A 25,522-nucleotide genomic window follows, 5' to 3' on the forward strand; every position below is an offset into this window, starting at 1 on the left:
AGAAGATGAACATAGCGATGTTCAGTGATACCTACGCTCCTCAAATAAACGGTGTGGCAACATCAATAAGGGTGTACAAAAGGAAACTGATGGAACGGGGCCACAAGGTTGTGGTGGTTGCTCCTTCCGCCCCTGAAGATGAAAGAGATGTATTCGTCGTGAGGAGCATTCCCTTCCCCTTCGAGTCACAACACAGAATCTCCATCGCCTCCACAAAAAACATTCTGGAGTTCATGAGGAAAAACAATGTTCAGATAATACACAGTCACTCTCCCTTTTTCATAGGTTTTAAAGCGTTGAGAGTTCAAGAAGAGATGAGGATACCACACGTTCACACGTATCACACACTGCTGCCCGAGTACAGACACTACATTCCAAAACCTTTCACTCCTCCCAAAAGACTGGTGGAACACTTCAGCGCGTGGTTCTGCAACATGACAAACGTGGTGATCGCTCCAACCGAAGACATAAAAAGAGAACTCGAAAGTTACGGCGTGAAAAGACCCATCGAAGTGTTACCCACCGGTATAGAAGTGGAAAAATTCGAAGTAGAAGCACCTGAAGAATTGAAAAGAAAATGGAATCCCGAGGGAAAAAAAGTGGTTCTCTACGCTGGAAGAATAGCCAAAGAAAAGAATCTGGATTTTCTGCTGAAAGTTTTCGAAAGGTTGAGCGCCCCAGACATCGCCTTCATTATGATAGGAGATGGCCCCGAAAGAGAGGACGTGGAAGAATTCGCAAAAGAAAAAGGACTCGACCTGAAGATCACAGGATTCGTACCTCACGATGAAATCCCTCTCTATTACAAACTCGGAGACGTCTTCGTGTTCGCTTCAAAAACGGAAACACAGGGGTTGGTTCTCCTGGAAGCCTTGGCCTCTGGTCTTCCCGTGGTGGCTCTGAAGTGGAAGGGAGTTAAAGATGTTTTGAAAAACTGCGAAGCAGCGATTCTCATAGAAGAAGAAAATGAAAAATTCTTCGCCGAAAAGATAAAACGCATTCTGGAAAACGATCCACTCAGAGAAGAACTCTCAACAAAGGGAAGAGATTTCGTTAAAAGGGAATGGTCGGTCGATCGATTTGTTCAAAGGCTTGAAGAGATATACATGAGGGCGGTAGAAGAAGGGCCTGTTGAAATAAACACATCTCTCATGATAAAGGAATTCGTCAAGTTCGAAAAGTTGAAAGGATTCTTCTCAAAAATCGAAGACAGGATCTGGAGGTGATCTTCTTGTTTCCGTTTCATCTGTTCCTTGGGCACGTCGTAGCGGACCACGGTTTCACGAACAACGCGAAGATAAGAGAGTACAAGGGCTGGAAATTAATCGGACACATGATCTGGTCGGTCTTTGCTATTCTTGCCTTCACGTTCGACGTTATCTTTCAGTCCACCACGGGTGTGGTTGTCTTCGTGGTCTCTGTAGTGGTGCACCTCACGGGAGATCTCCTGAGGGTTTATCTTCACCGGAAGGAAAAGAAACGTTTGATAGATCTTCTGGAAGTAGCTCTTCTTGTGATTTTTCTGGTACTGAACGCCACAGTGAAAGATTTCTTCAAAGGATCGTATCTGACCTCAGAGTTCGTTTTCTATCTGCTGGGAATGAACGCGGTATCCGTTACCGTGACGTATGTGTTCAGGAATTTCGTTCCGGGAGACCCAAAGATATCCGATATCGAAGGAATTTCTGAAAGACTGGCTTTCTTTGTGTTTCTTCTCGCCGAGAAGGAACTTTTCGCTTTCCTTTCTCTCGCCCTTGGTTTTCTGTACCGTCTCTGGAAGTTCAAAAAGCCCGACGTGAGGTGGTGGATGAGTCCAGTTCTTGGAGTTCTGATCTCCGCTCTCTGGAACTGGATGATGTACGGGAGGATCCTCTGATGACTTACGCGGTGGGAGATATTCATGGGTGTTTTCTCGCTCTGAAGAGTCTCCTGGAAAAACTCCCACTCTCTGAAGAAGATGAACTGATCTTCGTGGGAGATTACGTTGACAGGGGCCCAAATTCTCGTGAAGTAATTGAATTTTTGATAGAACTTTCGAAACACCACAGATGTGTTTTCTTGAGAGGAAATCACGAAGAAATGCTTCTGAACTGTGTGAAAAATGGCTCTGATTGTGATCTGTGGTTCTTCAATGGTGCAAGAAGCACGGTGGAAAGTTTCGGTGGAGTCGAAGAGATCAGGAAATTTCTTACTTTTTTCGAAAACACCATCTACTACTACGAGAAGGAAAACTACGTTTTCGTTCATGGAGGGGTGAAACCGGGTGTTTCTCTCGAAGATCAGGATCCTTTCGATCTTGTCTGGATAAGAGACGAATTCATCTACAGTGAAAATCCTCTTCCAGGAAAGATTGTGGTGTTTGGACACACTCCTTTTGAAGAACCGTTTGTTTCTTACGATAAAATTGGAATCGATACGGGATGCGTCTACAGAGGAAAACTCACCGCTCTTAGGGTTGAAGACAGAAAATTCTTTCAGGTAGAATGTGCGAACAGGAGATGGTAGGGTGAAGGCGGTCTATCCTGGATCTTTCGATCCCATCACTCTCGGACATGTGGACATCATCAAAAGGGCGCTTTCTATTTTCGATGAGCTTGTGATCCTCGTCACAGAGAATCCGAGAAAAAAGTGCATGTTCACTCTGGAGGAAAGAAAGAAACTGATAGAAGAGGTTCTCAGTGACCTGAGTGGAGTGAAGGTGGATGTTCATCATGGCTTACTCGTGGATTATTTGAAAAAACATGGTATAAAAGTCCTGGTGAGGGGACTCAGGGCCGTGACCGACTACGAGTACGAGTTGCAGATGGCGCTCGCGAACAAAAAATTGTACAGCGATCTGGAAACGGTGTTTCTGATCGCAAGCGAAAAATTCTCCTTCATATCTTCCAGTCTTGTGAAAGAGGTGGCCCTGTACGGCGGTGATGTGACCGAATGGGTACCACCCGAGGTGGTCAGAGCCCTGAACGAAAAGTTGAAGGAGGGAAAGTGATGAAGATAAAGGTGAAGCTTCCAGATGGGAAAGAAAAAGAGTACGACAGAGGCATCACACCGGCAGAGATCGCAAAGGAACTGGATATAAAAAAGGCGATCGGAGCAGTCGTCAACGGCGAACTCTGGGACCTGAAAAGACCCATCGAAAAGGACTGTGATCTCCGAATTGTTACACTGGAAGATCCTGAGTCACCCGAGTTCTACAGACACACCATGGCACACATCCTCGCGCAGGCTGTGATGAGACTCTATGGGAAAGAAAACGTGAAACTGGGAATCGGTCCCACCATAGAGAACGGTTTTTACTACGACTTCGACATAAAAAACGGGAAACTCACAGAGGAAGATCTCCCAAAGATAGAACAGGAGATGAAGAAAATAATTAAGGAAGATCTTCCTATAGAAAGAAAAGAGATCAGCAAAGAAGAAGCAAAAGAGCTTTTCAGCGATCAGCCTTACAAACTCGAACTCATAGAGGAGATCGAAGGTGACAGAGTAACGATCTACCGTCAGGGAGAGTTCGTGGATCTCTGCAGAGGCCCTCATCTTCCTTCGACTGGAGTAGTGAAGCACTTCAAACTCCTTTCCGTTTCAGGTGCGTACTGGCGAGGCAGTGAGAAGAATCCCATGCTCACAAGAGTCTACGGAACGGCCTTCGCTAAAAAGGAAGATCTCGAGAATTACCTGAAGTTCCTTGAAGAAGCCCAGCGAAGGGATCATAGAAAATTGGGGCCACAGCTTGAACTCTTCATGCTGAACACCGAATACGCCCCCGGTATGCCGTTCTTCCTTCCAAAAGGAGTCGTCGTGCTCAACGAATTGATGAGATTCTCCAGAGAACTCCATCGTGAGAGGGGATATCAGGAGATCTTCACGCCACTCATAATGAACGAGCAGCTCTGGAAGATCTCCGGCCACTGGGACCACTACGCCGAGAATATGTACTTCATAGAAAAAGACGAGGAAAAGTACGCGGTGAAACCCATGAACTGTCCCGGTCACATTCTTGTGTACAAGAGCAGGACGGTTTCCTACAGGGACCTTCCGTTGAGATTCTTCGAGTTCGGCCGGGTTCACAGATACGAGAGAAGTGGAGTTCTCCACGGTCTCATGAGGGTGAGATCCTTCACACAAGATGACGCACATATATTCTGCACTCCCGATCAGATCGAAGAAGAAATACTCGGTGTTCTTGATCTCATAAACACCATCTACGGTCAGTTCGGTTTCACTTACAGAGTGGAACTCAGCACGATGCCCGAAGACCACATGGGCGACGAAGCGATTTGGGATAAGGCAACAACCGCTTTGAAGAATGCCCTGGAGAGGGCCGGACTTTCGTACAAAGTGAACGAGGGCGAAGGGGCATTTTATGGTCCAAAGATAGACTTTCACATAAGAGATTCGATAGGAAGGGAATGGCAATGCGCTACGATTCAGCTGGACTTCATGATGCCCGAAAAGTTCAACGTCACCTACATAGGTCCGGACAACAAAGAACACAAAGCCGTGATGATACACAGGGCGATATACGGCTCGCTCGAAAGGTTCTTCGGTATCCTGATAGAACACTTCGCCGGAGCATTTCCAACCTGGCTTGCACCGATCCAGGTGGCAGTTATTCCCATATCAGAAAAACACAACGACGGTGCTGAAAAGGTTGCGAAGAGAATCTCCCAGGAAGGAATCAGGATCTTCTTCGACAACCGCCGTGAGACTCTTGGATACCGCATCAGACAGGCTCAGACCCAGAAAATACCGTACATGGTAATAGTAGGCGACAAAGAACTGGAGAGCGGAAAGATCTCCGTGAGAACAAGAACGGGGAGAGAGATAAAAGACGTGGATCTGGAACGCTTCGTTGAAACTTTAAAAAACGAAGTCCTTAGTAGAAAACTCGAACTTTCGTTGGAGGGATAGGTATGAAATGCTTCTTCGATAGCGAGGAATTCGAGAAAGCTGTGGAAAAAATAGATCGCCTCTACGAAAAAGTCGATTCAATGGAAGAGGCTGAAATAGCTTTTTTGAAAGAGAAGAAGCCCTTTCAGGGAGTGGCTGTGGTGAAAGAAGAAACGTACACCGTTCACAAGGCTGGAAAAAAACTCATAGAACTCGAAGATCCGGAAAAAGCCGCATCGATAGCGTACGTCCTGGCGGGGGAAAAGTTACTCTCTGAGAGCTGGGTGAGAAGAATGGTCAGCGGACTCCTTCAGGCGATGGTTGTTCTCATGGAGATAGAAGATGAAAACGGCTGGAGTCACTCTCAGAGAGTTGCTAGACTCGCAGAACGTGTGGGAAAGAAACTGGGCTTATCGGAAGAAAAGCTCTCTCTGTTGAGAGAATACGCCATGTTACACGATGTGGGAAAGATCGGAATAGAGCAACTCATGCTTTACACTCCAACCCGGATCAGAATTTTCGAGCAGTACCCCCAAGATCACACCATCATGGGATCTGTTTTTCTCGCGTCTTTAGAGGTGCTGTGGGATGCCGTTCCAATCGTGAGACATCACCACGAAAACTGGGACGGCACAGGGTACCCCGATGGTCTAAGGGGTGAAGAGATCCCACTTGAAGCGCGAATAATAAGTGTGTGTGACTACTACGATCTTCTCACCAATTTTGTCTCATCGGAATGGGAAGGGAGAACTAAAACACACGAAGAGGCACTGGAAATCGTAAAGAAAGAGGCAGGGAGAAAATTCGATCCGAAAGTGGTGGAAGCTTTTCTTGGAATCTTCTCAGACGAGGCTATCGAGTAAGACACCAACGAGAAGTTCAGGGGCTCTGAGACTCGCTTTGAGGATGTTGAGGGCGAGTTTCAATCTTTCCAGATCTTCTTTAAGTCTTTCTCTTTCGAGGGGATCTGTTTCTGTTTTCAGCCGTCTTTCAAGCTCGAGTATCTTCCTTTCAATCTCCTGCTGCTTGTTTTGAAGTTCCGATCCGAGGGAGTGAGTTCTTTCACTGCTTTTAGTTTCTGGTGTATAGATGAATACCTGGGTTCTTCCCGCAACGGCCGCAAGGAACGAACCTCTCTTTCTGAGATCGAGTGCTATGTTGCTGTAGATGATCATTCCGCCCTTTCTGAGGGCTTCTTTTTTGAAGTAGATCAAGTTGGATATTTCCTGAGATAGGACCCTCATTATACTGCGGCTCGCAGGTGCAAAATGTGGAATACCAGGTTCTCCAGGATCAAGTTTGTACCCAAGAACGGGGTTTGAGATCATAAATCTCCCCCTAAATTTTCCCGAGGACATTCGTGATAGATGCCTTCACTTCAACGTTCTTCCCCGAGAAATCCATTATGATCTTTGGAAGCTCCGCCTTTCTGTGGAAACCGTGCTTCTTTCTGATACCGATCTTCTCGAGAACGGGTCTCCAGCTACCGCAGTTCACGTACAGTTTTTTATCCTGAGCCGTTGGAACTATTCGGTAAGTGAAGTGATGAACATGTCCCATCACAAGTATATCAACTTCGTCCACTTCATGTAAATCTCCAGGGTAACCCGTCATGAACTCTTTCCAGCGAAAGTTCCCCTTCAAAATGGATTTCGCCCATTTCTGAAGATAGTCAACCCTTCTCAATTTTCTGAGTGTGTATATGCTCCTTACGAGTACTTTACCCAGTTCCACACCGCCGAACCTGTTCACAAACACCTTGGAAAGCCAGTGCGTTCTCGGGAAATTGTTCTTCATCCATTTTTTGGCTTCTTTCGTTTTCAACATACTGAGGAAACTTTTCAGCCACAGCTCAACCAGATCGACACTGAGATCGTAGATTTCTGTCATGTAATCGAACCAGTGAAAGACGTCAAGCAGAGGTCTCACGTTGTCGTAATCCCGTATGACATCCTCAGGAGCGAAGTTAACCACCTGACTGTCAAAATTTATCATCATGTATCTGGCTATGTAGTCTCCAAGAGGTGGTATTACCTTTTTGGTTTTCCTGTCCACGGTGAAACGGTTTATAACATCGAACTGGTTTCCGTGGAGAACGAGGAGTTTACTGTGAGGATCGTAGTAGTATGGAAGTATCTCGAACTTTTCAAAGCGATTCTTCAAGGCATTCTGGAGTTTTTTGTTTTTGAGAATATGATAGTCGTGATTTCCCACCACGTAATACACGTTGTGTCGTCTGGAAAACTTCTTGAGAGTCTCGAAGACTTCAGAGTGCTTTTTCTCGATTTCGTCGATCACCGTCTCATCGAGTTTTTCCACAACCTCATCGAAAGAGACGAGTCCAATTTCCCTCACCGCGTGACTTTCGAGTATTTCAAATCCATCGCCAACGATGAAGAGTTCAACGTCTTCAGTTTGAGATATGTCTTCGATGAAATTCACAAGCTCTTTATCGAAGAAAAAATCGTCTTTCGCTGAACCATCTCCTATGTGAAGATCGCTGATGAACACCCTCTTTATTTTTTATCACCCCACTGTTCAAAAAACTTTCCGATTCTCATAACCAGAGCCGGTGCCTGAAGTTTCGCTTTCTCACCTTTTGGTACGATGAACGTTTCAAATGGTAAAACTCGTCTGTTGTCCAGTACGCCGTTTTCGAGAATCACAATCGCGCAGAATCCTTTCAATTCTCCCTCTCTCAGTTTCTCTATCTTGAAGTATTCGCACTCAAAGTCTTTAAAGTTCTTCTCTATCAAATCTTCGACTTTCCTTTTTTTCATCACTTTGAAAGCCTTCTCTATGTGGAGCTCCCTGCCACGTCCCCAGTCGTAAACCCTGTAGGTGAGGTCGGACGCCTGCTGCACCTCCACGAGAAGCCCACCGGGTCCAAGGGCGTGAACCGTTCCAGCGGGTAAAAAAACGAAATTTCCAGGTTCTATCTCCACCTTCTTCAACGCTTCATTCCAACTGTTGTCTTCAAGTGCCTTCCTGATCTTCTCCGGATCTTCTCCTATGGCGATCTGACCTTTTTCTACGAAATACCACGCTTCTGTTTTACCCCAGGGTTCACTCTCCAGTTCCCGAGCCTCCTCATCGTTTGGATGAACCTGAACAGAAAGCCAGTCCTCAGCAGAAATGAGTTTCACGAGGAGTGGAAAGCGTGGCAATTTCTTTCCAATGAGCTTCTCCATATCCTCGTTGAGATCGAGGCCATTTTCCGCCTCCGTAATGAAAAGTGGATGCCCGGACAAAAGCCATACTTCTCCTATTCTCTCATCTGAACCGAATATCTTGCCAAGACGATAACTACCCCATATCTGCTCTCGCAACTTTGGAAAGACCTTTATCGTCATTCTGAATACCCTCCTACTCTTATTTCACCGTCTCTGTAGTAAAAAACCGCTTTTGTGAGTTCCTTTTCCACACGAAACACCCTCTCGAACATGACGATTTCAACACCGGGATAAACAACCTCCTTTACAACAACGGAGGCGTTTTTAGCCATTTCTTCAGCTACTGTCTTAAGTTTTCTCAATTCCTCTTCATTCTTCTGTATTGAATCTTTGAGATTTATCAAAGTGTTGTTCACCTTCTTCAGAAGCGCTTCTTTGTCAGGTGGGAATTTGTCTTTCAACATTCCCTGAAGTTTTCTGAGTTCAACGAGTAATTTCGTCAACTTTTGAACGTTCTCTCTGTCGAGAGAGATCTGAGCGAAAAGGAGTTTTATTTTCTCGTTGATCTCAGGGTCGACTCCAACTTCTATCCTTGTCTTAACACCTATGGGAGAACCCAAAAAACAGGTTTCCACCTTCACCCGAGCTATGGTTATACCACCTCTTATACTTCCTCCTTTACCGGAAACAACGACATTGATGGCCTTAACTGTGGAGTTCTCTATGTTCTTTTCCACCTGAACTTCTTCGGCTTCCACTTCTGCGTTCTCTACAAAAACGGCTTTGACGGTTTTCTTCGCCTTTACGAACGCCTTCCCTCTTCCCTTTATTCCTCCAGCTGTGATACTTCCATTGAAGGAAATCACCGTTGCTGCTTCTATTACACCTTTCACTGTGATGTCTTCCTGAGCCTTTACGACGAAATCTGGTTTCACATCACCTTTCACAACCACCTTGCCGGGAAAATCTATATTTCCGGTGGAATAGTCCACGTTGTCAACTTCCAGAGTGTCATACACGTGTATCGTACCGTTTGTTTCTATGACCAGAATCCCGCTCTTCGTTGCGATAATCTCGTTATCCTTCATCGTCACGTTGTATCCCAAATGATACTCCGGCACTCTTCCAGGTCTTGGTTTCACGGGGTTTCCAAAAACATCTATTCCTTCCTTTCCAGGAGTCGGTGGTATAATGCGGGCAATTGTTTCTCCTTTCCGCACGATCACTCTCTGCTTGGCAGGAATTTCTCTCAGATCTATCTTTTCTCCTTCTTGAGAAGTAAATTCTATCCTCTTCAAAAGTTCAACTCTTCCATCATCTCCATCTACCGGTGGAGTGCCCTCCGCTACAAGAACAGGTGTGTTGTACACAGGTGATCTTGCCAGGTCTTCTATGATTTCTTCCTTTATACCGTGATTTATTCCGGCGGAGCGTAGTGCATTCAAAAGCTCTTCCTTTGTGAGAGGAAGTTCGCTGGATCCCTCTTTTCGCAGAGTCACATAAGCCTGCATTCTGTCTTCAGAAACTGTGATCTCCACCTTCACCCCTATCCCTCCGTATCACCAGGGATTCTCTTCCAGGAACTTTTTCATTGTTTCAATGGCCCTTTCGGCGAGTTTTTTTCTCTTTTCGAACTTATCCTTCACACGGCCCTTCAGCGGAGGAAGGAGTCCAAAGTTTGCGTACATTGGCTTCAGATCTCCTTCAACCTTCTCTATTATATAACTGAAGAGCGATCCCATCATGGTCTCCTCGGGAAGTTTTAACGGAGAGAGTCCCTTCAGGATACGATGAACGTTGTAGGCCACGTAGATTCCCGACGCAGCAGATTCCATGTATCCCTCCACACCTGTGATCTGACCAGCGAAGAAGATGTTAGGGTGCTTTTTCAGACGGAAAAAGATATCGAGCAATTCTGGAGAGTTTATGTAAACATTCCTGTGCATAACTCCATACCTTACGATCTCGGCGTTCCTGAGACAGGGGATCTTTCTCAGAACTCTCTTCTGTTCACCCCATTTCAGTCTGGTCTGAAATCCAACGAGACTGTAGAATCTGCCCTCTTTGTCCTCTCTTCTAAGCTGAACGACAGCATAGGGTTCTTTACCCGTTCTTGGGTCCACCAGACCTGTTGGTCTCAAAGGACCGTATCTCAGTGCGTCTTTCCCGCTTCTGGCTATTTCCTCTATGGGCTGGCAGCGTTCGAAGAGAAGCTTCCGATCGAAATCCTCCATTTCTATCACTTCAGCTTCGACAAGCGCCTTCCAGAATTCCTCATACTCTTCCTTGGTGAGAGGACAGTTTATGTAATCCTTTCCCTTCCCAAATCGGTCTCCCCAGAAAGCGCGCTCCATGTCTATAGACTCGAAGGTCACGATCGAAGAGACGGCATCGAAGAAGAAAAGAAAATCGTCACCGAGAAGGTTTCTCAAAAAAGAGAATAAACCATTCGATGTGGCTGGCCCCGTCGCTACAACCCATATTCCTTCTTCTGGATCGAACTCGGTTACTTCCTCTCTGATGATCTCCACACTCTCAAGCCTTTCTATGGCCTCTGTCACTTCCTTCGCGAAGATGTTACGGTCCACCGCGAGGGCCTTTCCAGATGGAACACGTGCTTTCTCCGCGGCTTCGAGTGTTATGGAACCCATCAGCCTCATCTCAGCTTTCAGGAGTCCTTCGGCGTTTGTTATGTCTTCCGATTTGAGAGAGTTGCTGCAAACAAGTTCCGCGAAATATCCTGTTTTGTGCACTTCCGTCATCTTCTTCGGTCTCATTTCAAAAAGACGAACCCTTATTCCCCTTTTTCCAAGGTTGTAAGCCACCTCTGAACCCGCGAGTCCTGCTCCGATGACATTCACGATCATTCTTTCACCTCAATTTTTTCTTGACAACGGTGAGGTTTCCATTTCTAAGAGGACGAACCCTGAATTCGTCGGTGACGCGAGAAATTATGTAGAGGCCATACCCACCCTCTCGCGGATTCTCCAAATCGGGCGGTGTAGGCTTCAGTCTGGTGGGATCTACGGGAGGACCGAAGTCTCTCACCAACACGTGAAAGACCTCGTCCTTTAACGTGTAACTCACAACGATTCGCTTTGTTTCATCGTTCTTGTAAGTGTGTTTGATCACGTTCGCGAGGATTTCTCCCAAAACTATCTCCATGTCAACGATCAAACTGTCTGATGATTCATGCATTTGAAGAAAATCTCGCAGGACAGAACGAGCGATCTTTATATGAGACTTTTTGGAGAACAGCGCAACGCTCACGGTGTCGATCAATCCAGGCCCCCCTTTAAAATCAAAAACGCTTCAACGGGTACTCTTGGTGACAAAAGGGTCTTCTTCTCGAACTCCAGAATCTCCTTGAAAACAACTTCCACACTCTTTTCAGTCAATTCTGCCATCTTCTGGGTATCACCCGTTCTCAGGAAAGTCTTCACCGATTCAGGAATCTGTATGTTCAAAGAAAAGTTGTACGCGGGCAGTTTTTCGTAGAAAGAAAAAGGTTCGTTCACATATCTGTCCATCAACAGAGCCTTCCTCACGGCTTCTTTGATATCCCTCTCTGGATCGGAAAAAGAGACCTTCTCTTCGTTGATCTGCAGCGATATTCCAGCAGGTGCAATACCCACGTCTATTTCTCCGGCGTTGTAAATCACGTCCGCAAAACTTGAGAGTTTCTCCCTCAGAGAAAGTCTGGTTTCAAAGTTCTCAGATCGAACGATGAAGACCCTCTTTCCGGGTCGCCAGTCGTTGAACAGAACTTCCACGAGGTTTTCCACTTCTTCGCTGTACAGCCTCATTCGAAGAAGTTCGTGATTCAAAAGTTCAACGAGAACGTCGCGTCCTTGTGTCTTCTCGTCGGTGAAAATCGCCATCTTTCCGAGGACGGTCTGCGCCGGGAAACAGAAAATTTTTCCCTTCAGCGGAACATTCGACTCCAGAACAGTTCTGGCCATTTCGAAAACTAAGTTCTCCGGTAAACCCAGTCCGTTCCAGAGTATTCTCTTTCCGTCACATATGACCACGTTTTCTGGAAATCTCAGCATGTTTCTCCCTTCTTTCCAGAAGGCTGAAAACACAACCGCAGTAGTTTTGTCTGTATATCCCGAGTTCCTTTGAGAGTCTCACGCCCTCCTGGTAGGCTCCTCCCTTTCTGAAGTTCTTGAAGAAGAATTTCACCCCGTATTTTTTCTCGATGGTTTTTCCAATATTTTCTATCATCGAAAGATTTTTCCTGGGACTTGCAAGAAGGGTCGTGGAAAAAGACTCATGGCCTCTCCTCGTCGCTTCTTGCGCTGTTCTCTCAAGAAGAAAACCGATGCACCTCTCACATCTTTCGCTGCCCTCACCGAGATCTTTGTAGTCTTTGACCGATGCGTACCACTTTCTTATTTCTTCTGTTGAATACTCACCGTAATGAACACTCAGCGAAAAATGATGAGCAACTTTCTCCACAGCCTCCCTTCTTTTCTCGTAATCTGAAGGAGGCTGGATGTTTGGATTGTAAAAGAAGAACTCGGCATCCCTCAAATGGAATATTGTCGTGAGAAGATCCGGTGCACAGCAAACGTGAATCAGCACAACCCCCACCTCAGAAGAGTTTACTGGAATCGAGAAGGATAGTCACAGGACCATCGTTCACCAGATGAACGTGCATATGAGCTCTGAACTTCCCCGTTTCCACTTTCAAACCCTTTTCTCTGAGAAGTTCCACAAACCTCTCGTAAAGCGCTTTCCCTTTATCTGGAGGTGCGGCTTCTGTGAAAGAAGGCCGCTTTCCTCTTCTGCAATCTCCATAGAGGGTGAACTGTGAAACAACAAGGACTTCCCCGTTTATGTCTTTAACGGAGAGGTTCATCTTTCCATCTTCATCCTCGAAGATTCTAAGTCCAGAAACCTTGTCGGCCAGCCATTCGCAGTCCTCTTCTGTATCATCTTTTCCCACTCCAACAAAGACAAGAAGCCCTCTTTTTATGGCTCCCACCGTTTTTTCTTCGACAATCACCTTTGCCTCGCTGACTCTCTGCACAACTGCCCTCATTGCACCACCCTTTCCGCGTCCAGAACGTATCTGTAGGATCTGAGCCTATCGAGAAGACCGGAGAGCTCGGTGGTGTTGGATATTTTTATATGAATTTGCACAACAGGTGGTTCTTCTGATTTCAGAGTCTTCATGGCCACAAATTCCGCACCGAGGTTCGTTATTCGATCTATCAAACTCGGAAGGTTTTTTTCCGAGTCAAGGACCACCCTTATGTGTGCATCGAACATTTCTGAAGTTTCAAGGTTCCATTCAGCTGAGAATATTCGGTCCTGTGACATGTTCTTCAGGTTTCTACAATCCCTTCTGTGTATGGTCATGCCTCTTTTACTGACAACGGCCACTATGGGATCGCCCATGATCGGATGACAACATTTCGCAATGTGGAACTCTATACTGTCTATTCCATCTACCTTCACAAGATTCTGCATCTTCACCTTTTTCTTTGTGGAACGCTTTTTCACAACGATCTTTTTTCCCAGAATCGCTTCTATGAGATCTTGTGTGGTAATACTACCTTCTCCGATTCTCATGAAGAAATCCTTTTCCTGGTACGTGTTCAAATACTTTTTGATTCCTTCCGTTTGCATCACTTCTTCGAAGGATTTTCCGAGCTTTCGGCAGATCTTTCTGAGAACTTCTTTTCCTCTTTCTACGAGTTCGGGCGCGAGTTTTTCCTTCAGAAACCTTCTGATTTTTGCTCGCGCGCTGTGGGTTTTGGCGTACTTCAACCAGTCAACACTTGGACCTGGAGAGTTCTTGTTGACGATTATTTCAACAACATCTCCGTTTCTCAGCTGATAGTCGATAGGAACGATCTTTCCGTTCACCTTTGCTCCACTGTAGTGATGCCCTATCTCTGTATGTATCGCGTACGCGAAGTCAATTGGTGTGGAACCCTTGGGAAGGTGGATGATATCTCCTTTCGGGGTGAAAACAAAAACTTCATCCATCTGGAGCTCTTTCTTGATATCCTCAAATTCGGTGAATCCCTGGGCAAGTTCTTTTCTCCAATCGAGGAGTCTTTCTATCCATTCTTTCGCTGTTTTCAGGTCAGGTTTTTCCTTGTATATCCAGTGAGCAATCAAACCGTACTCTGCTTCTCTGTGCATCTCCTCGTCTCTTATCTGTATCTCAAGAGGCTCACCGTAACCCGTTATCACAGCTGTGTGGAGTGAACGATAGCCGTTCGATTTCGGTGCAGCGATGTAGTCTTTGAACCTTCCCGGAAGTGGTTTCCAGATGTTGTGAACGATCCCCAGGACGGTGTAGCAGGTGGTCACGTCTTTCACTATCACTCTCAGAGCGATCAAATCGTAGATTTCTTCGAATTTTTTTTCTTTTTCCTTCATTTTCTTCCATATGCTGTAATAGTGTTTGTACCTTCCCTCCACAATTGCTTTTATCTTGTGCTCTTCCAAAGCACTTTTGAGAAGGGAGATGTATTCATTGGTTCTCTTTTCTCTCTCTTTTCTCTTCTCAGCGACGAGTTCCTTTATCTTGTAGTACTCCTCCGGGTACAGCACCTTGAAAGCCAGGTCTTCGAGTTCAGACTTTATCGAGTAGATTCCGAGCTTATGAGCCAGAGGTGCGTAGATCTCGAGGGTTTCGTAGGCTTTGTACCTCTTCTTTTCCTGATCCTGAACATAGTGAATGGTGCGCATGTTGTGAAGACGATCGGCGAGTTTTACAAATATAACTCTCATGTCCTCCGCCATTGCAAGAAACATTTTCTGTATGGTTTCTATCTTTTTTCGAGAGTCTTGATCGCTCCCGATCGGTGCGTTTATATTGCTGACTTTTGTGACACCATCCACGATCCTGGCCACTTCAGGCCCAAACTCTTTTTTTATTTGATCAAGGCTGACATTTTCACCGTCTTCAACAACATCGTGCAGAAGAGCCGCAACCAGAGTCGTCACATCGACTCCCAGAGCCGCAAGGATTTTTGCGACCTCAACGGGATGGGTTATGAAGGGTTCTCCAGAAAATCTCTTCTGACCTTCATGAACGATTCGAGCAAACTCATAAGCCTTTGTGAGGAGTTTTTTCTCCTCTCTTGTGAAGCTCTTTTTTCTGAGACTTTCCAGGTCTCTAATTACTTCTCTCGCTTCTGTCTCAATCTCTGTTCGATTGATCACAATTTCACCACCGAATTCACTCTCTGTGAAGAAAATTATAACATGGGAGAGGAGCGTAAGCCGGATTCTGTCGTGGGCGGTCATCAATCTGGGGTGTGCGTTACCACACACCTCGAGCGGCCAACCCGGGGGAATAGGGGGAGCGACCCAACCCCCTGCTCGGCCTTGCTCCAGGTGGGGGTTGCCAAGCCGCCGGGTTGCCCCGACGCTGGTGGGCTCTTACCCCACCGTTCCACCCTTGCCCTAAGCGGGCGGTTTTCTTCTCTATGGCCCTGTCCGAGGGTCACCCCTCCCGGGCGTTACCCGGCACCCTGCTCCAGAGTCCGGACTTTCCTCGGGAAGCGCGAGTGTGCGCCCCCGCGACCGCCTGCTCCTCTCCCTGTTCAATTAGACTTTCCCGGTTTCATCACCGTTCCGGTAAAAAGCGCTACCAGAACGAGTATTCCTCCTAAAAGCTGAAGGAAAGACATACGCTCTCCAAGGAGGAGAAATGAAAGCACAAGAGAAACAAAGGGTTGAGTCATGTAAACGAGTGCTGTCGTGTTGTTTCCCACTTCCTTTTGATACCTCATCTGCCAGAGGATTCCAAGTGTTGTAGCGAATACTCCGCTGTAGATTCCTACAGAAATCGTTCCAAGATTGAAATGCCACCTTTCGTTCAATCCAAAGAGAAAATTGACGACCCCAACGGTCACAAACTGCCAGAAAAGCATGTTCTTTTCTTCTTCGAATCTGGAAAATCTGGTTATGAGAACCACGTGCAGCGCAAACAGAACCGCACAGAAGAACTGAAAGAGATCTCCCGGCGTGATTCCCGATACACCACCCGTGAGCAAATAGAGCCCCAGAAATCCTGAAATAAAAGAGAGAAAATGAGTTTTCTTCAACTTCTCCTTTTCAAGAAGAAACGCGAACAAAGGCACAAGAAACACAAAACTCGAAACGATGAAACCGCTTTTTGCGGCGCTTGTGAATTTCAATCCCCAGAGTTGAAACATGTACGCTCCACAGAGAACCAGCCCCAGCAGGAAACTCTTCACGAACCTGCCGGGCCCGAACACAAAAAGCGAAAGTAAAGCAGAGCTTCCAAATCTCACGGTGTTATAAACAAAAGGAGAAACACCTCCAAGAACGAGTTTCTGAAGCGGAAAAGTTGAACCCTGAAGAATTGCCGTTAGAATGAGAAACGCAAGGGCTTTATTTTCCCGCCACATCCAGAACCTCCACCAGAACGCTCGGTGTTATCGTGTGTTGAGACACTTTCACATCGTTTCCAACAAGAGAAATCCTCTTCAAGAGATCGAGGAAGTTACCCGATATGGTGATGTCTTCCACACCGTGTGCGATCTCTCCGTTCTCCACCCAGTATCCCTTCGCAAACAGTGAAAATTCCCCAGATATAGAATTCGCTCCCGCGTGCATTCCCTCAACTTCCGTGATAGCGACTCCTCTGTTCATCTCCTTCAAAAGTTCTTCAAAAGACATCTCGCCCGGAATCAGCATGAGATTGACTGGATTTATTCCTCCTGTGAATCCATTTCCCGTTGGTTTCACTCCCTCTTTTCTGGCCGTTTTCAAGTTGTGAAGGAATGTTTTCAACACGCCGTTCTCCAACACGAACTTCTCAGTTGTGGGAACTCCTTCATCGTCGAAGGGAGTGCTGGAAAGTCCCTTGGGATGGTAAGGCAGATCCTTTATTGAAACAACAGGATTTCCCACCTGCTCTCCAAGTTTTCCTTTGAGTGGCGAGAGGTTTTTCTGTACGTTCTCAGCCGAGATCATGGGTATGAACATCTCCATGAGATCGAGCAGCGCTGTGTTTCTCATCAACACAGGATACTTCCCGGATGGTATCGTTTTTGAACCGATGAGAGAAATCGCCTCTTCTGCGGCTCTTTTCCCTATTTCCTCTGGATCCAGATCCTCCGGTGTCCTCGCCAGTTCGTACCAGGAACCAGATCGTGGATTGGTGTCTCTTGCAATTGCCATGACGAAAAGAAAACCTCCATCCATCTGACTTTCAGCGTTCAAGCCCAGTGTGTTGGTGATGATCTTCTTCATTAACATATCCCTGTACATGACTATCGGTACCATAACGACGTGTTCGTTTTTCGCAGCACTCTCGTGAGCCCTCTTGGCCATACCCATTTTCTCTTTGACGGAGAGTTTTTCGAATTTCCCAACGTACGTTTCCATTTCTCTGTACTCTTCCCCACCCTCAAAGAAGTATTCTTTCTCTTCACTGTCTTTGATCTGCAGATTGCTCAGTGCTTCTTCGAAACACTTTTCTGGATCTTTCAGAACCTGTGTTCTGAACGCTCCTGTTTTTCCATCCTTCAGCACTTTTATCTCCACGTTGAATTTTCCCGCGTCCGTGTACTGATCGAGGTCACCGTTTGCGAGACGGAGAGAAAATTCCTTAGTTTCCAGAAAGCTTATCTGAGCCTCAACTCCATTTTTCTTTGCAAGAGAGAACAATCTATCTTTGAATTCTTCGAAAGTCATTTGTTTCGCCCCCCTACTACGATCTCCTTAACTCTTATCGTGGGCTGTCCCACATCCGCCGGAACGGATCCAGAGAACGAACCACACATTCCCTGATCGCGCGCCAAATCGTTCCCTACCATGTCGATCTTCTGAATGATCTCGTGTCCCTTGCCTATCAATGTGGCACCCCTCACCGGCTTCGTAATCCTTCCTTTCTCTATGAGATACGCTTCAGAAACCGCGAAGTTGAACTCCCCGGTGGCCGGATTGACCGATCCACCTCCCATGGTTTTCGCGTAGAGGCCGTACTCGGTAGCCGAAATGATTTCTTCCGGGTGGTAGTCGCCAGGGAGAATGAACGTGTTGCTCATCCTTGAAGTGGGTGGGAAGGTGTAATCCTGTCTTCTACCACTTCCCGTACTCTTCATCCCCATTCTCCTCGCACCGAGCCTGTCCACAAGGTAGCCAACGAGAATTCCTTTGTCTATGAGCAGTGTTCTCTGTGTGGGAGTTCCCTCGTCGTCCACGTTAGCGGAACCCCAGCCGTTTGGAATGGTGGCGTCGTCCACCGCGGAAACACATTCCGCAGCCACCTTTTGTCCGAGCTTTCCTGCGAAAACGGAAGCCCCCTTCGCCACAGACGTCGCTTCAAGACCATGTCCAACCGCTTCGTGGAAAATGACTCCTCCGAAACCGTTGGCTATCACAACCGTCATCTTTCCAGCTGGAGCGGGCTCTGCCTCAACCATCCTCGCTGCTATCCTCGCCGCCTTCTTTGCCGCTTCTTCCACATCTATTCTGTCGAAGAATTCGAAACCCATTCCTGCCCCGGGGCCGTAGAAACCCCTTTCGAGCACTCCGTCCTTTTCCGCCACTGCGTTTATCATCAAACGGGTCCTCACACGTCTGTCCTCAGCCCAAATTCCTTCTGAATTTGCAACCAGAATCTCCTGATCGTAGTCCCAGTACCAGACCACCACCTGTTTTATGAGTTCGGAGTAATTCTTCGCCGCGTGGTAAGCCCTTTTCATGACAGACACTCTGTCCGTTTTTTCCACCTGAGTCGGTGAGATGAGTACCACGTGTCTTTCACTTTTCTTCGTTCTGTTGAAATTGAACGTGAGATCTTCGATTTTTGTCTCCTCGAGTGCTTCTCCCACCTTCTTTGCAACGTTTATCAGGTTCTCTCTCGAAAGATCGTTCGTGTAGGCATAAACGGCTTTTGTTCCGAGAAAACCTCTTATTCCCACTCCAACGATCTCGCCACTCGTTGCCTGCTCGATTTTTCCATCTTTCAGCTCGTATCGATTCTCGTATTTTCTCTCAAAGAACAGCTCAGCAAAGTCTCCTCCGTTCTTCAAAACAGCTGCAATAACGTCCCTGATAACGCTTTCGTTGAGCACCTTGATCCCTCCTTTCTTTACTAACCATTATACTACTTTCCAAATTCGGAGTGCTAACTACTTCAACGCCTTCAACCGGTGTAAAATAAGATCGATGGGAGGTGGATAACATGAGAAGATTTTTACCGGTTCTTTTTCTGCTGATTACAGGCATCGTATTGGCGGACAATTACGTCCTGATCGTTTATTCGGAACCACTTTCTCAGGTTTTCATAAACGGAAACTACGTGGGAACGGTCGACGTGACCGGTCAGATGATACTCACATTGAATTCTTCCGGAAAATTCACCATAACGGTGAGAAAAAGCTGGTACATCCCGTTTGAAAGTGAAATCATCGTCTCATCTCCGGGAGAATTCGTTATATTCGCGAATCTGAAAGAAGCGGGAGCTCTGAGAGTCTTCTCGAACGTGTACCCTGTTGAGGTCTTCGCTGAAGGTATGTACCTGGGAAATATTCGCAGTGTCAAAGATACACTCTACGTACCGGTCGGTACAGTGACGCTCACATTCAAAGCACCGGGATACAAGGAAGAAACGGTGACCGTCCAGGTAAAACCAAGGAGTGAGAATACAATCAACATATATCTGGAAGAGAAGGCGCTCGCACTCGACTTGAAAGTGGAACCTGAGAGATTCTCACCGAACGGTGACTGGTACAACGATAAAACCACGTTCTATGTTTACCTCTCCAAACCCGCAGACCTGAGTGTGGAGGTCCTGAACAACAGAGGAGAAACCATCTGGTTCAAGCAACTGAAAGGCTCTGAGGGAACGAACAGGTTGATCTGGGACGGAAAAGGTGCACCAGACGGCAGATACAGGGTGAGAGCAACTGCCTCGACTGACGATGAGATACAATCCGTAGAAAAAGAAGTGATCGTGGACAGAAGCGAATACACCTACTTCAAAGAACTGTTTATCGGTTCGATCCTCGCACTGATGGTTCTTCTGATCCTCGTTCATTAACCTCTGAGTACTACAAAGTAAACGTACACAGAGTAGACAATGAGGAAAATTGCCCCTTCGAAGCGTGAAATTCTCCTTCTGGAAACAGCAAAAATGAGGAGAAGAGTCGACGTTATGAAAAGAAACCAGAGATCCACAGAGTAGTCGACATCCACGGTCAATCTTCCGAAGAACGAGCTCACTCCCAGTATGAAAAGAATGTTGAAGACGTTGCTTCCTACGATGTTTCCAACGAGGATGTCACTCTCCTTTTTCGCCGCCGAGACGATACTTACCATAAGTTCCGGTAGAGAAGTTCCAACAGCTATCACAGTCAGACCTATAAACGCCTGAGAGAGACCGAAAGTCTCGGCTATTTTCACCGCGTTCTCTATGGTAAGGTCTCCGCCGAGCCAGAGAGCGAGAACTCCACCTGCGATCATTAAAAGACTGGTCGCAACACTCTTCTGTGGTTTTATCTCTTCCAGTTCCTCTTCCACCACTTCCTTCGCTGAAGTGATCAGGTAATACATGAAGATTACCATGAAAGAAAGAAATACAACTCCATCGTGCCAGGAAAGATAGTGATTTTTCAGAAACAAACTGATTAAAGAGATGGTAACCAGAATCATGAACGGAATCTCAGATCTCACAGTGCTTCTCTTCACCGGTACGGATTGAAGAATGGCAGCAAGCCCAAGGCAGAGACCAATATTTGCTATGTTGCTCCCAACCACGTTGGAAATCGCTATACTGGAATATCCCTTACTGGCGGAAACAAGAGAAGAAACAAGTTCGGGAAGAGATGTTCCAAAAGCGACAACTGAAAGCCCCACGATCAACTTTGAAATTCCCAGTGTCAGTGCCAGCGACGACGCTCCCGTAACGAGCCAGTTCGCGCCGATCACAAGAATCGCTATTCCTAGAGCTGTCAGAAGAAAAGACACAGCCTCATCACTCCCCTATGATCTTGACGAGGACTCTCTTTGGCCTCATGCCATCGAACTCACCGTAGAAAACCTGCTCCCACGGTCCCAGATCCATCTTTCCATCGGTGATGGCTATGACCACCTCTCTTCCCATGATTGTACGCTTGAGATGAGCGTCCGCGTTGTCTTCTCCAGTGTCGTTGTGTCTGTACTGAGAGTACGGTTTCTCCGGGGCGAGTTTTTCGAGCCACACCTCGAAATCGTGGTGAAGACCTGGTTCATCGTCGTTTATAAAGACACTCGCGGTTATGTGCATGGCGTTGCAGAGAAGGAGGCCTTCTTTTATGCCGCTTTCTCTAACACACTCCTCCAGAAGTGGTGTTATGTTGATGAACTCTCTTCTCCTCTTCGTGTGGAACCAGAGTTCTTTTCTGTAACTCTTCATTCCTCATCCTCCTCCACCAACACAAAGTCTATCTCACCCCTGATCTTGTCCGCTCTCATCACTTTTACCCTGAGAACATCTCCCAGCCTGAAGACCCTTCCCTTTCGCTTTCCGATGAGCATGTTTCTTGTTTCGTCGTAGTAGTAGTAGTCGTCCAGTGTCGATATGTGAACAAGGCCGGAGATGCTCTTTTCAGGGATCTCCACAAACAGTCCAAATTTGGTGATGTTCGTCACAACAACGTTGAATATCTCTCCTATGTGGTGAGCTATGTATTCCACCTTCTTCATAGCCACAAGGTCCCACTCTGCTTCGTCCGCGACTCTTTCTCTTCGACTACAGTGTCTCGCGATCTTTGGAAGCACTTTGGAGAATTTTTCGATCTGCTCGGGAGTGAAATACCCGTTCTGTTCAAGGTAGAGTTTCAAAAGTCTGTGAACGACCAGATCAGGATACCTTCTTATGGGTGAGGTGAAATGCGTATAGGCGTAAGAAGCGAGCCCAAAATGACCAATGTTCACGGCCGAGTACATCGCTCTCTTCATGGATCTGACGAGGAGTCTCTCCACACTACTTCTCAAAGGATGATCTTTAACCTTCTCCAGAAGCTTCTGGAGCATTCCCGGATGTATATTCTGTGGGAAATTCGTTCTTATTCCCATCGCTTCAAGATAGTTCCTCAACTGGAAAATGGTCTCGGGATCGGGCTCCTCGTGTACACGATACATGAAAGGAAGTCCAGCGTGATCGAATATCTCGGCCACCGTCTCGTTCGCTCTGATCATGAATTCCTCTATCAATTTCTCCGCCACACCTCTTTTTCTTGGAACGATATCCATCACCTGACCGTTCTCATCCAGTATGACTTTCACCTCGTCACTTTCTATATCCAGAATGGCTCCACGCTTTCTTCGTGCTTCTCTCAATATCTCCGCAAGTTCCACCGCGTTGTATATGAGCTCTTTGAACGGTTCGTACTCCTTCATCGAAGAGGGATCCTCCAGAAATTCGTTCACCCTCTCGTAGATCATCCTCTTTTTGCTCTTTATCACACTCGGATAGACATCGTATCTCACGACCCGTCCATCTCTGTCTATCTCCATCTCCACACTCATGGTGAGTCTGTCTTTTCCTTCCACGAGACTGCAGATACCGTTGGACAGTCTGAAGGGAAGCATTGGAATCACGGTATCTATGAGATACACACTCGTTCCCCTCTTGAAGGCTTCCTGATCCAGTGCGGAACCTTCTTTCACGTAATGTGAAACGTCCGCTATGTGAACTCCAAGGAGGTAATTTCCGTTCGGAAGTTTTTCCACAGAGATGGCATCGTCGAAGTCCTTCGCATCTTCACCATCTATAGTGACGATGACCTTGTCTCTCAAGTCTTTCCTGCCGGCAAGATCTTTCTTTCTCACCCTGGCCGGTATCGCGTTTGCCTCTCTTATGACCTCTTCCGGGAATTCACCCGGTTCTGGAAGATCGTGTTTCACTATGACACTTGGAAGGTCGATGGAAGGATCGTCGAGATCACCGAGCACTTTCACAACCTTCGCCTCTGGGTTCTTTCCGGGAGAAGGATATTTCAGGATCTCTGCTATCACTTTCTGGTTGGGTTTCGCACCGTCGATGTTCTCGGGTGCCACGTAGAAATCGTACGATATCTTCGGGTCATCCGGCACAACAAATCCAAAGGTTCCTTTGTGATCAAAAACACCGACAACCCTCGTGAGACCACGTTCGAGAACTTTTACAACCCTACCTCTTGGAAGGCCCCTCCAGGTCCCTGATATCTCAACAACTACCCTGTCTTTATGCATGGCGTACTTCGTGTCTTCAATGGGAACGGCGATTTCTTCAAACTCGTCCGTTATGACAAAGGCTACGTAGCCGCTTCGCGTGAATTCGATCGTTCCTACTTTGAGATCTTCACCGAGTTTTCTGTATCTTCCCCTGCTGTCTCTGAAGATCCTTCCTTCTTTTTCCAGTTTTTTCACAACTTCTCTCACTTTTCTTCTCTCTTCTCTTGTCTTTGCCCTGAACTTTTTGTAGAGTTCTTTCAACACCATGGGTTTGTAATCATCTGAAAGTATGAATCTTTCAACATCTCCCTTTTTTATTGAACTCATGCACTCACCTTCTCTTATTTTGTCCTGAAGAGTCTGTCGCCCGCATCTCCAAGACCAGGAATGATGTAACCGTGATCGTTGAGGCGCTCGTCTAATGCCGCAACGTAGATTTTAACATCTTTGTATTTTCTTTCCACCGCTTCCACTCCCTCTGGAGCCGCGATCAGAGCCACCAGTGTGATCTTCTTCGCCCCGTTCTCTTTCAAAATCTCAATGGCCTTTACTGAAGAAACACCCGTTGCCAGCATGGGATCCAATAGGAACACTTCTTTATCATCGTTGAGAGAAGGCAGTTTGGCATAGTATTCCACTGCCTGAAGTGTTTCTGGATCTCTGTATATTCCTATGTGTCCCACAGACGCGTTTGGAAGTAATTCAAGAATACCATCCGCCATCACAAGACCGGCTCTGAGAATAGGAACCACCACGATATCCTTATCGTTTATACGGTATCCGATCGTTTTCGTTATGGGAGTTTCCACCTCTACTTCCTCGCACTTCAAATGTCTCGTGGCTTCGTACGCGAGGAGGAGGGTTATCTCTCTGAGCAGTTCTCTGAACTCCTTCGGACCGGTGTTCTTGTCTCTCATGATCGTGAGTTTGTGCTTTATGAGGGGATGGTCAACTACAACGAGATTCTTCATATTTCCACCCCTTCGATCTTGTCTCGGTACAGAGGGAATCTCTCACAGAGTTCCATTACCCTCTTTGAAACCTCTTCCCTCACCTCTGGTTTCACCGTTCCGTTTTCATCGGTCACGTTCGAAAGAACCAGGTCTATCATCTCGGCGATCTCTTCCATCTCTTCTTCCTTCATCCCGCGGGTTGTAACAGCGGGTGTTCCTATTCTGATACCGCTCGCCACAAACGGCGATCTCTTTTCGTTGGGAATGGTGTTTTTGTTCACCGTGATTCCGCAGCTTTCCAGAGCCTTCTCTGCGGCTTTACCAGTTATGTCTTTTGGTGTGAGATCCACCAGGAACAGGTGTGTATCGGTTCCTCCAGAAACGATTCTGTAACCTCGTTTCTGGAACTCTTCAGCCATCTTTTTAGCATTTTTGACTACCTGTTTCTGATATTCTTTGAACTCCTCCGTCATGGCTTCCTTGAAACAGACGGCTTTCGCCGCTATGACGTGCATGAGAGGCCCGCCCTGAATACCGGGGAATATGGTTTTATCCACGGCTTTGGCGATCTCTGGATCGTTCGTGAGGATCAAGCCACCCCTGGGACCCCTGAGAGTCTTGTGAGTGGTGGAAGTCACCACATGGGCGTACTCCAAAGGATTCGGATGAATTCCCGCCGCGACGAGTCCGGCGAAGTGAGCCATATCCACCATCAGGTACGCTCCAACCTCATCGGCGATCTCTCTGAATCTCTTGAAGTCGATGATTCTGGCGTAAGCGCTTCCACCCGCAACGATTATCTTCGGCTTGTGTTCCAGAGCGAGTCTTCTGACTTCGTCGTAATCTATCGTTTCCGTTTCCAGATTGACTCCGTAGGGTACCACCTTGAAGATCTTCCCTGAGAAATTCACCGGTGCTCCATGGGTGAGATGGCCCCCGTGTGACAGGGACATTCCCATGATCGTGTCTCCGGGTTGGGCGAGTGCCAGATAAACCGCCATGTTCGCCTGAGATCCGGAGTGTGGCTGAACGTTTGCAAATTTAGCACCAAACAACTTCTTTGCCCTCTCTATGGCGAGTTCTTCTGCTCGATCCACCCACTCGCAACCACCGTAGTACCTCTTCTTCGGGTATCCTTCTGCGTACTTGTTGGTGAGCATGCTTCCCATGGTCTCTATGACAGCGAGTGACGCGAAGTTCTCAGAGGCGATCAGCTCCAGACCGTACTCTTGGCGCTTCAACTCGCCCACAAGAACCTCGTATATCTCGGGATCAACCTGTTTTACATGTTTCCACACGAAAAAT

At 46.9% G+C, this 25,522-nt stretch carries 25 protein-coding genes and 1 other RNA gene; 7 read left to right on the forward strand and 19 right to left on the reverse strand.

Annotation, left to right across the window (positions count from 1 at the left end; all coding sequences use genetic code 11):
• Window positions 1-5: 5 nt before the first annotated feature.
• Genes AS158_RS04865 through AS158_RS04890 form a run of 6 tightly spaced genes read left to right on the forward strand, consistent with a single transcriptional unit; the run spans window position 6 to window position 5,753 of the window.
• On the forward strand, window positions 6-1,226 hold the full coding sequence (locus AS158_RS04865) for a glycosyltransferase family 4 protein (RefSeq protein WP_165304611.1): 1,221 nt from the start codon (window positions 6-8) through the stop codon (window positions 1,224-1,226).
• 5 nt (window positions 1,227-1,231) lie between these two features.
• Window positions 1,232-1,876 (forward strand): hypothetical protein, encoded by a 645-nt coding sequence (locus tag AS158_RS04870; protein ID WP_165304612.1) that lies wholly within the window; start codon window positions 1,232-1,234, stop codon window positions 1,874-1,876.
• Complete coding sequence (locus tag AS158_RS04875; protein WP_165304613.1) at window positions 1,876-2,505, forward strand: metallophosphoesterase family protein; 630 nt, start codon at window positions 1,876-1,878, stop codon at window positions 2,503-2,505. The genes AS158_RS04870 and AS158_RS04875 overlap by 1 nt, the downstream gene beginning before the upstream one ends.
• A gap of 1 nt (window position 2,506) precedes the next feature.
• Entirely contained in the window at window positions 2,507-2,989 is a 483-nt protein-coding gene (gene coaD / locus AS158_RS04880; RefSeq protein WP_165304614.1) for a pantetheine-phosphate adenylyltransferase, read from the forward strand.
• Window positions 2,989-4,911: a threonine--tRNA ligase gene (thrS, locus tag AS158_RS04885; protein ID WP_008192764.1), complete on the forward strand. Its 1,923-nt coding sequence runs from the start codon at window positions 2,989-2,991 to the stop codon at window positions 4,909-4,911. The genes coaD and thrS overlap by 1 nt, the downstream gene beginning before the upstream one ends.
• Before the next feature lie 2 nt (window positions 4,912-4,913).
• Entirely contained in the window at window positions 4,914-5,753 is an 840-nt protein-coding gene (locus AS158_RS04890) for an HD-GYP domain-containing protein (RefSeq protein ID WP_165304615.1), read from the forward strand.
• Here AS158_RS04890 and AS158_RS04895 read toward each other — a convergent pair.
• The 14 genes from AS158_RS04895 to AS158_RS04960 all read right to left on the reverse strand — a co-directional run bounded on the left by AS158_RS04895 (window position 5,733) and on the right by AS158_RS04960 (window position 19,141).
• Entirely contained in the window at window positions 5,733-6,218 is a 486-nt protein-coding gene (locus AS158_RS04895) for a hypothetical protein (protein WP_165304616.1), read from the reverse strand. The two genes, AS158_RS04890 and AS158_RS04895, sit on opposite strands and share 21 nt — an antisense overlap.
• 10 nt (window positions 6,219-6,228) lie before the next feature.
• The gene (locus AS158_RS04900) at window positions 6,229-7,401 is read right to left on the reverse strand and encodes a metallophosphoesterase (RefSeq protein ID WP_165304617.1); all 1,173 of its coding nucleotides are present in this window, start codon (window positions 7,399-7,401) and stop codon (window positions 6,229-6,231) included.
• Window positions 7,402-7,406: 5 nt separating this feature from the next.
• The gene (locus AS158_RS04905; protein WP_011942876.1) at window positions 7,407-8,243 is read right to left on the reverse strand and encodes a type I phosphomannose isomerase catalytic subunit; all 837 of its coding nucleotides are present in this window, start codon (window positions 8,241-8,243) and stop codon (window positions 7,407-7,409) included.
• On the reverse strand, window positions 8,240-9,607 hold the full coding sequence (locus AS158_RS04910; protein ID WP_165304618.1) for a FapA family protein: 1,368 nt from the start codon (window positions 9,605-9,607) through the stop codon (window positions 8,240-8,242). Before AS158_RS04910 ends, AS158_RS04905 begins: the two co-directional genes overlap by 4 nt.
• 15 nt (window positions 9,608-9,622) lie before the next feature.
• A complete protein-coding gene (gene trmFO, locus AS158_RS04915; protein ID WP_038054267.1) occupies window positions 9,623-10,930 on the reverse strand; it encodes a methylenetetrahydrofolate--tRNA-(uracil(54)-C(5))-methyltransferase (FADH(2)-oxidizing) TrmFO in 1,308 nt (435 codons plus the stop codon).
• A gap of 4 nt (window positions 10,931-10,934) precedes the next feature.
• Window positions 10,935-11,345 carry an anti-sigma regulatory factor gene (locus AS158_RS04920; RefSeq protein ID WP_038054269.1) on the reverse strand — a complete coding sequence of 137 codons (411 nt, stop codon included), beginning with the start codon at window positions 11,343-11,345 and terminating at the stop codon, window positions 10,935-10,937.
• Window positions 11,342-12,115 carry a DUF4940 domain-containing protein gene (locus AS158_RS04925; RefSeq protein WP_038054271.1) on the reverse strand — a complete coding sequence of 258 codons (774 nt, stop codon included), beginning with the start codon at window positions 12,113-12,115 and terminating at the stop codon, window positions 11,342-11,344. The genes AS158_RS04920 and AS158_RS04925 overlap by 4 nt, the downstream gene beginning before the upstream one ends.
• Window positions 12,081-12,650, reverse strand: a complete 570-nt coding sequence (locus AS158_RS04930; protein WP_038054273.1) for an epoxyqueuosine reductase QueH — start codon at window positions 12,648-12,650, stop codon at window positions 12,081-12,083. Before AS158_RS04930 ends, AS158_RS04925 begins: the two co-directional genes overlap by 35 nt.
• 10 nt (window positions 12,651-12,660) lie before the next feature.
• Window positions 12,661-13,110 carry a D-aminoacyl-tRNA deacylase gene (gene dtd, locus AS158_RS04935; RefSeq protein ID WP_011942882.1) on the reverse strand — a complete coding sequence of 150 codons (450 nt, stop codon included), beginning with the start codon at window positions 13,108-13,110 and terminating at the stop codon, window positions 12,661-12,663.
• Window positions 13,107-15,251 carry a bifunctional (p)ppGpp synthetase/guanosine-3',5'-bis(diphosphate) 3'-pyrophosphohydrolase gene (locus AS158_RS04940; RefSeq protein WP_038054752.1) on the reverse strand — a complete coding sequence of 715 codons (2,145 nt, stop codon included), beginning with the start codon at window positions 15,249-15,251 and terminating at the stop codon, window positions 13,107-13,109. The genes dtd and AS158_RS04940 overlap by 4 nt, the downstream gene beginning before the upstream one ends.
• 41 nt (window positions 15,252-15,292) lie before the next feature.
• Window positions 15,293-15,630, reverse strand: an RNA gene (rnpB, locus tag AS158_RS04945) — RNase P RNA component class A.
• 4 nt (window positions 15,631-15,634) lie between these two features.
• On the reverse strand, window positions 15,635-16,465 hold the full coding sequence (locus AS158_RS04950) for a DMT family transporter (RefSeq protein WP_038054276.1): 831 nt from the start codon (window positions 16,463-16,465) through the stop codon (window positions 15,635-15,637).
• The gene (locus AS158_RS04955) at window positions 16,449-17,756 is read right to left on the reverse strand and encodes a TldD/PmbA family protein (protein WP_038054278.1); all 1,308 of its coding nucleotides are present in this window, start codon (window positions 17,754-17,756) and stop codon (window positions 16,449-16,451) included. The genes AS158_RS04950 and AS158_RS04955 overlap by 17 nt, the downstream gene beginning before the upstream one ends.
• Window positions 17,753-19,141 carry a TldD/PmbA family protein gene (locus tag AS158_RS04960; RefSeq protein WP_165304619.1) on the reverse strand — a complete coding sequence of 463 codons (1,389 nt, stop codon included), beginning with the start codon at window positions 19,139-19,141 and terminating at the stop codon, window positions 17,753-17,755. Before AS158_RS04960 ends, AS158_RS04955 begins: the two co-directional genes overlap by 4 nt.
• A 110-nt stretch (window positions 19,142-19,251) precedes the next feature.
• On the opposite strand from AS158_RS04960, the gene AS158_RS04965 reads away from it, so the two are divergent.
• Window positions 19,252-20,109, forward strand: a complete 858-nt coding sequence (locus AS158_RS04965) for a FlgD immunoglobulin-like domain containing protein (RefSeq protein WP_038054283.1) — start codon at window positions 19,252-19,254, stop codon at window positions 20,107-20,109.
• Here AS158_RS04965 and AS158_RS04970 read toward each other — a convergent pair.
• The 5 genes from AS158_RS04970 to glyA are packed head-to-tail and all read right to left on the reverse strand — an operon-like array spanning window position 20,106 to window position 25,515.
• Entirely contained in the window at window positions 20,106-21,035 is a 930-nt protein-coding gene (locus AS158_RS04970) for a calcium/sodium antiporter (protein WP_038054285.1), read from the reverse strand. The genes AS158_RS04965 and AS158_RS04970 overlap by 4 nt on opposite strands.
• 7 nt (window positions 21,036-21,042) lie before the next feature.
• Complete coding sequence (locus tag AS158_RS04975; protein WP_012310389.1) at window positions 21,043-21,462, reverse strand: secondary thiamine-phosphate synthase enzyme YjbQ; 420 nt, start codon at window positions 21,460-21,462, stop codon at window positions 21,043-21,045.
• Entirely contained in the window at window positions 21,459-23,591 is a 2,133-nt protein-coding gene (gene rnr, locus AS158_RS04980; RefSeq protein WP_038054288.1) for a ribonuclease R, read from the reverse strand. Before rnr ends, AS158_RS04975 begins: the two co-directional genes overlap by 4 nt.
• A 14-nt stretch (window positions 23,592-23,605) precedes the next feature.
• Window positions 23,606-24,235 carry a uracil phosphoribosyltransferase gene (gene upp / locus AS158_RS04985; RefSeq protein ID WP_038054291.1) on the reverse strand — a complete coding sequence of 210 codons (630 nt, stop codon included), beginning with the start codon at window positions 24,233-24,235 and terminating at the stop codon, window positions 23,606-23,608.
• The gene (gene glyA, locus AS158_RS04990) at window positions 24,232-25,515 is read right to left on the reverse strand and encodes a serine hydroxymethyltransferase (protein ID WP_038054293.1); all 1,284 of its coding nucleotides are present in this window, start codon (window positions 25,513-25,515) and stop codon (window positions 24,232-24,234) included. Before glyA ends, upp begins: the two co-directional genes overlap by 4 nt.
• Window positions 25,516-25,522: the final 7 nt, after the last annotated feature.

It is taken from the genome of Thermotoga sp. 38H-to (assembly GCF_011057665.1).
Lineage (GTDB): Bacteria > Thermotogota > Thermotogae > Thermotogales > Thermotogaceae > Thermotoga.

Excerpts from the sequence above, each read along its gene's own strand:
- AS158_RS04890 (WP_165304615.1), top strand. The coding sequence starts at position 4,914 with ATGAAATGCTTCTTCGATAGCGAGGAATTCGAGAAAGCTGTGGAAAAA.
- AS158_RS04950 (WP_038054276.1), bottom strand. The coding sequence starts at position 16,465 with ATGTGGCGGGAAAATAAAGCCCTTGCGTTTCTCATTCTAACGGCAATT.
- upp (WP_038054291.1), bottom strand. The coding sequence starts at position 24,235 with ATGAAGAATCTCGTTGTAGTTGACCATCCCCTCATAAAGCACAAACTC.
- AS158_RS04895 (WP_165304616.1), bottom strand. The coding sequence starts at position 6,218 with ATGATCTCAAACCCCGTTCTTGGGTACAAACTTGATCCTGGAGAACCT.
- dtd (WP_011942882.1), bottom strand. The coding sequence starts at position 13,110 with ATGAGGGCAGTTGTGCAGAGAGTCAGCGAGGCAAAGGTGATTGTCGAA.
- rnr (WP_038054288.1), bottom strand. The coding sequence starts at position 23,591 with ATGAGTTCAATAAAAAAGGGAGATGTTGAAAGATTCATACTTTCAGAT.
- AS158_RS04965 (WP_038054283.1), top strand. The coding sequence starts at position 19,252 with ATGAGAAGATTTTTACCGGTTCTTTTTCTGCTGATTACAGGCATCGTA.
- AS158_RS04955 (WP_038054278.1), bottom strand. The coding sequence starts at position 17,756 with ATGACTTTCGAAGAATTCAAAGATAGATTGTTCTCTCTTGCAAAGAAA.
- AS158_RS04875 (WP_165304613.1), top strand. The coding sequence starts at position 1,876 with ATGACTTACGCGGTGGGAGATATTCATGGGTGTTTTCTCGCTCTGAAG.
- AS158_RS04925 (WP_038054271.1), bottom strand. The coding sequence starts at position 12,115 with ATGCTGAGATTTCCAGAAAACGTGGTCATATGTGACGGAAAGAGAATA.
- AS158_RS04975 (WP_012310389.1), bottom strand. The coding sequence starts at position 21,462 with ATGAAGAGTTACAGAAAAGAACTCTGGTTCCACACGAAGAGGAGAAGA.
- AS158_RS04905 (WP_011942876.1), bottom strand. The coding sequence starts at position 8,243 with ATGACGATAAAGGTCTTTCCAAAGTTGCGAGAGCAGATATGGGGTAGT.
- thrS (WP_008192764.1), top strand. The coding sequence starts at position 2,989 with ATGAAGATAAAGGTGAAGCTTCCAGATGGGAAAGAAAAAGAGTACGAC.
- AS158_RS04865 (WP_165304611.1), top strand. The coding sequence starts at position 6 with ATGAACATAGCGATGTTCAGTGATACCTACGCTCCTCAAATAAACGGT.
- trmFO (WP_038054267.1), bottom strand. The coding sequence starts at position 10,930 with ATGATCGTGAATGTCATCGGAGCAGGACTCGCGGGTTCAGAGGTGGCT.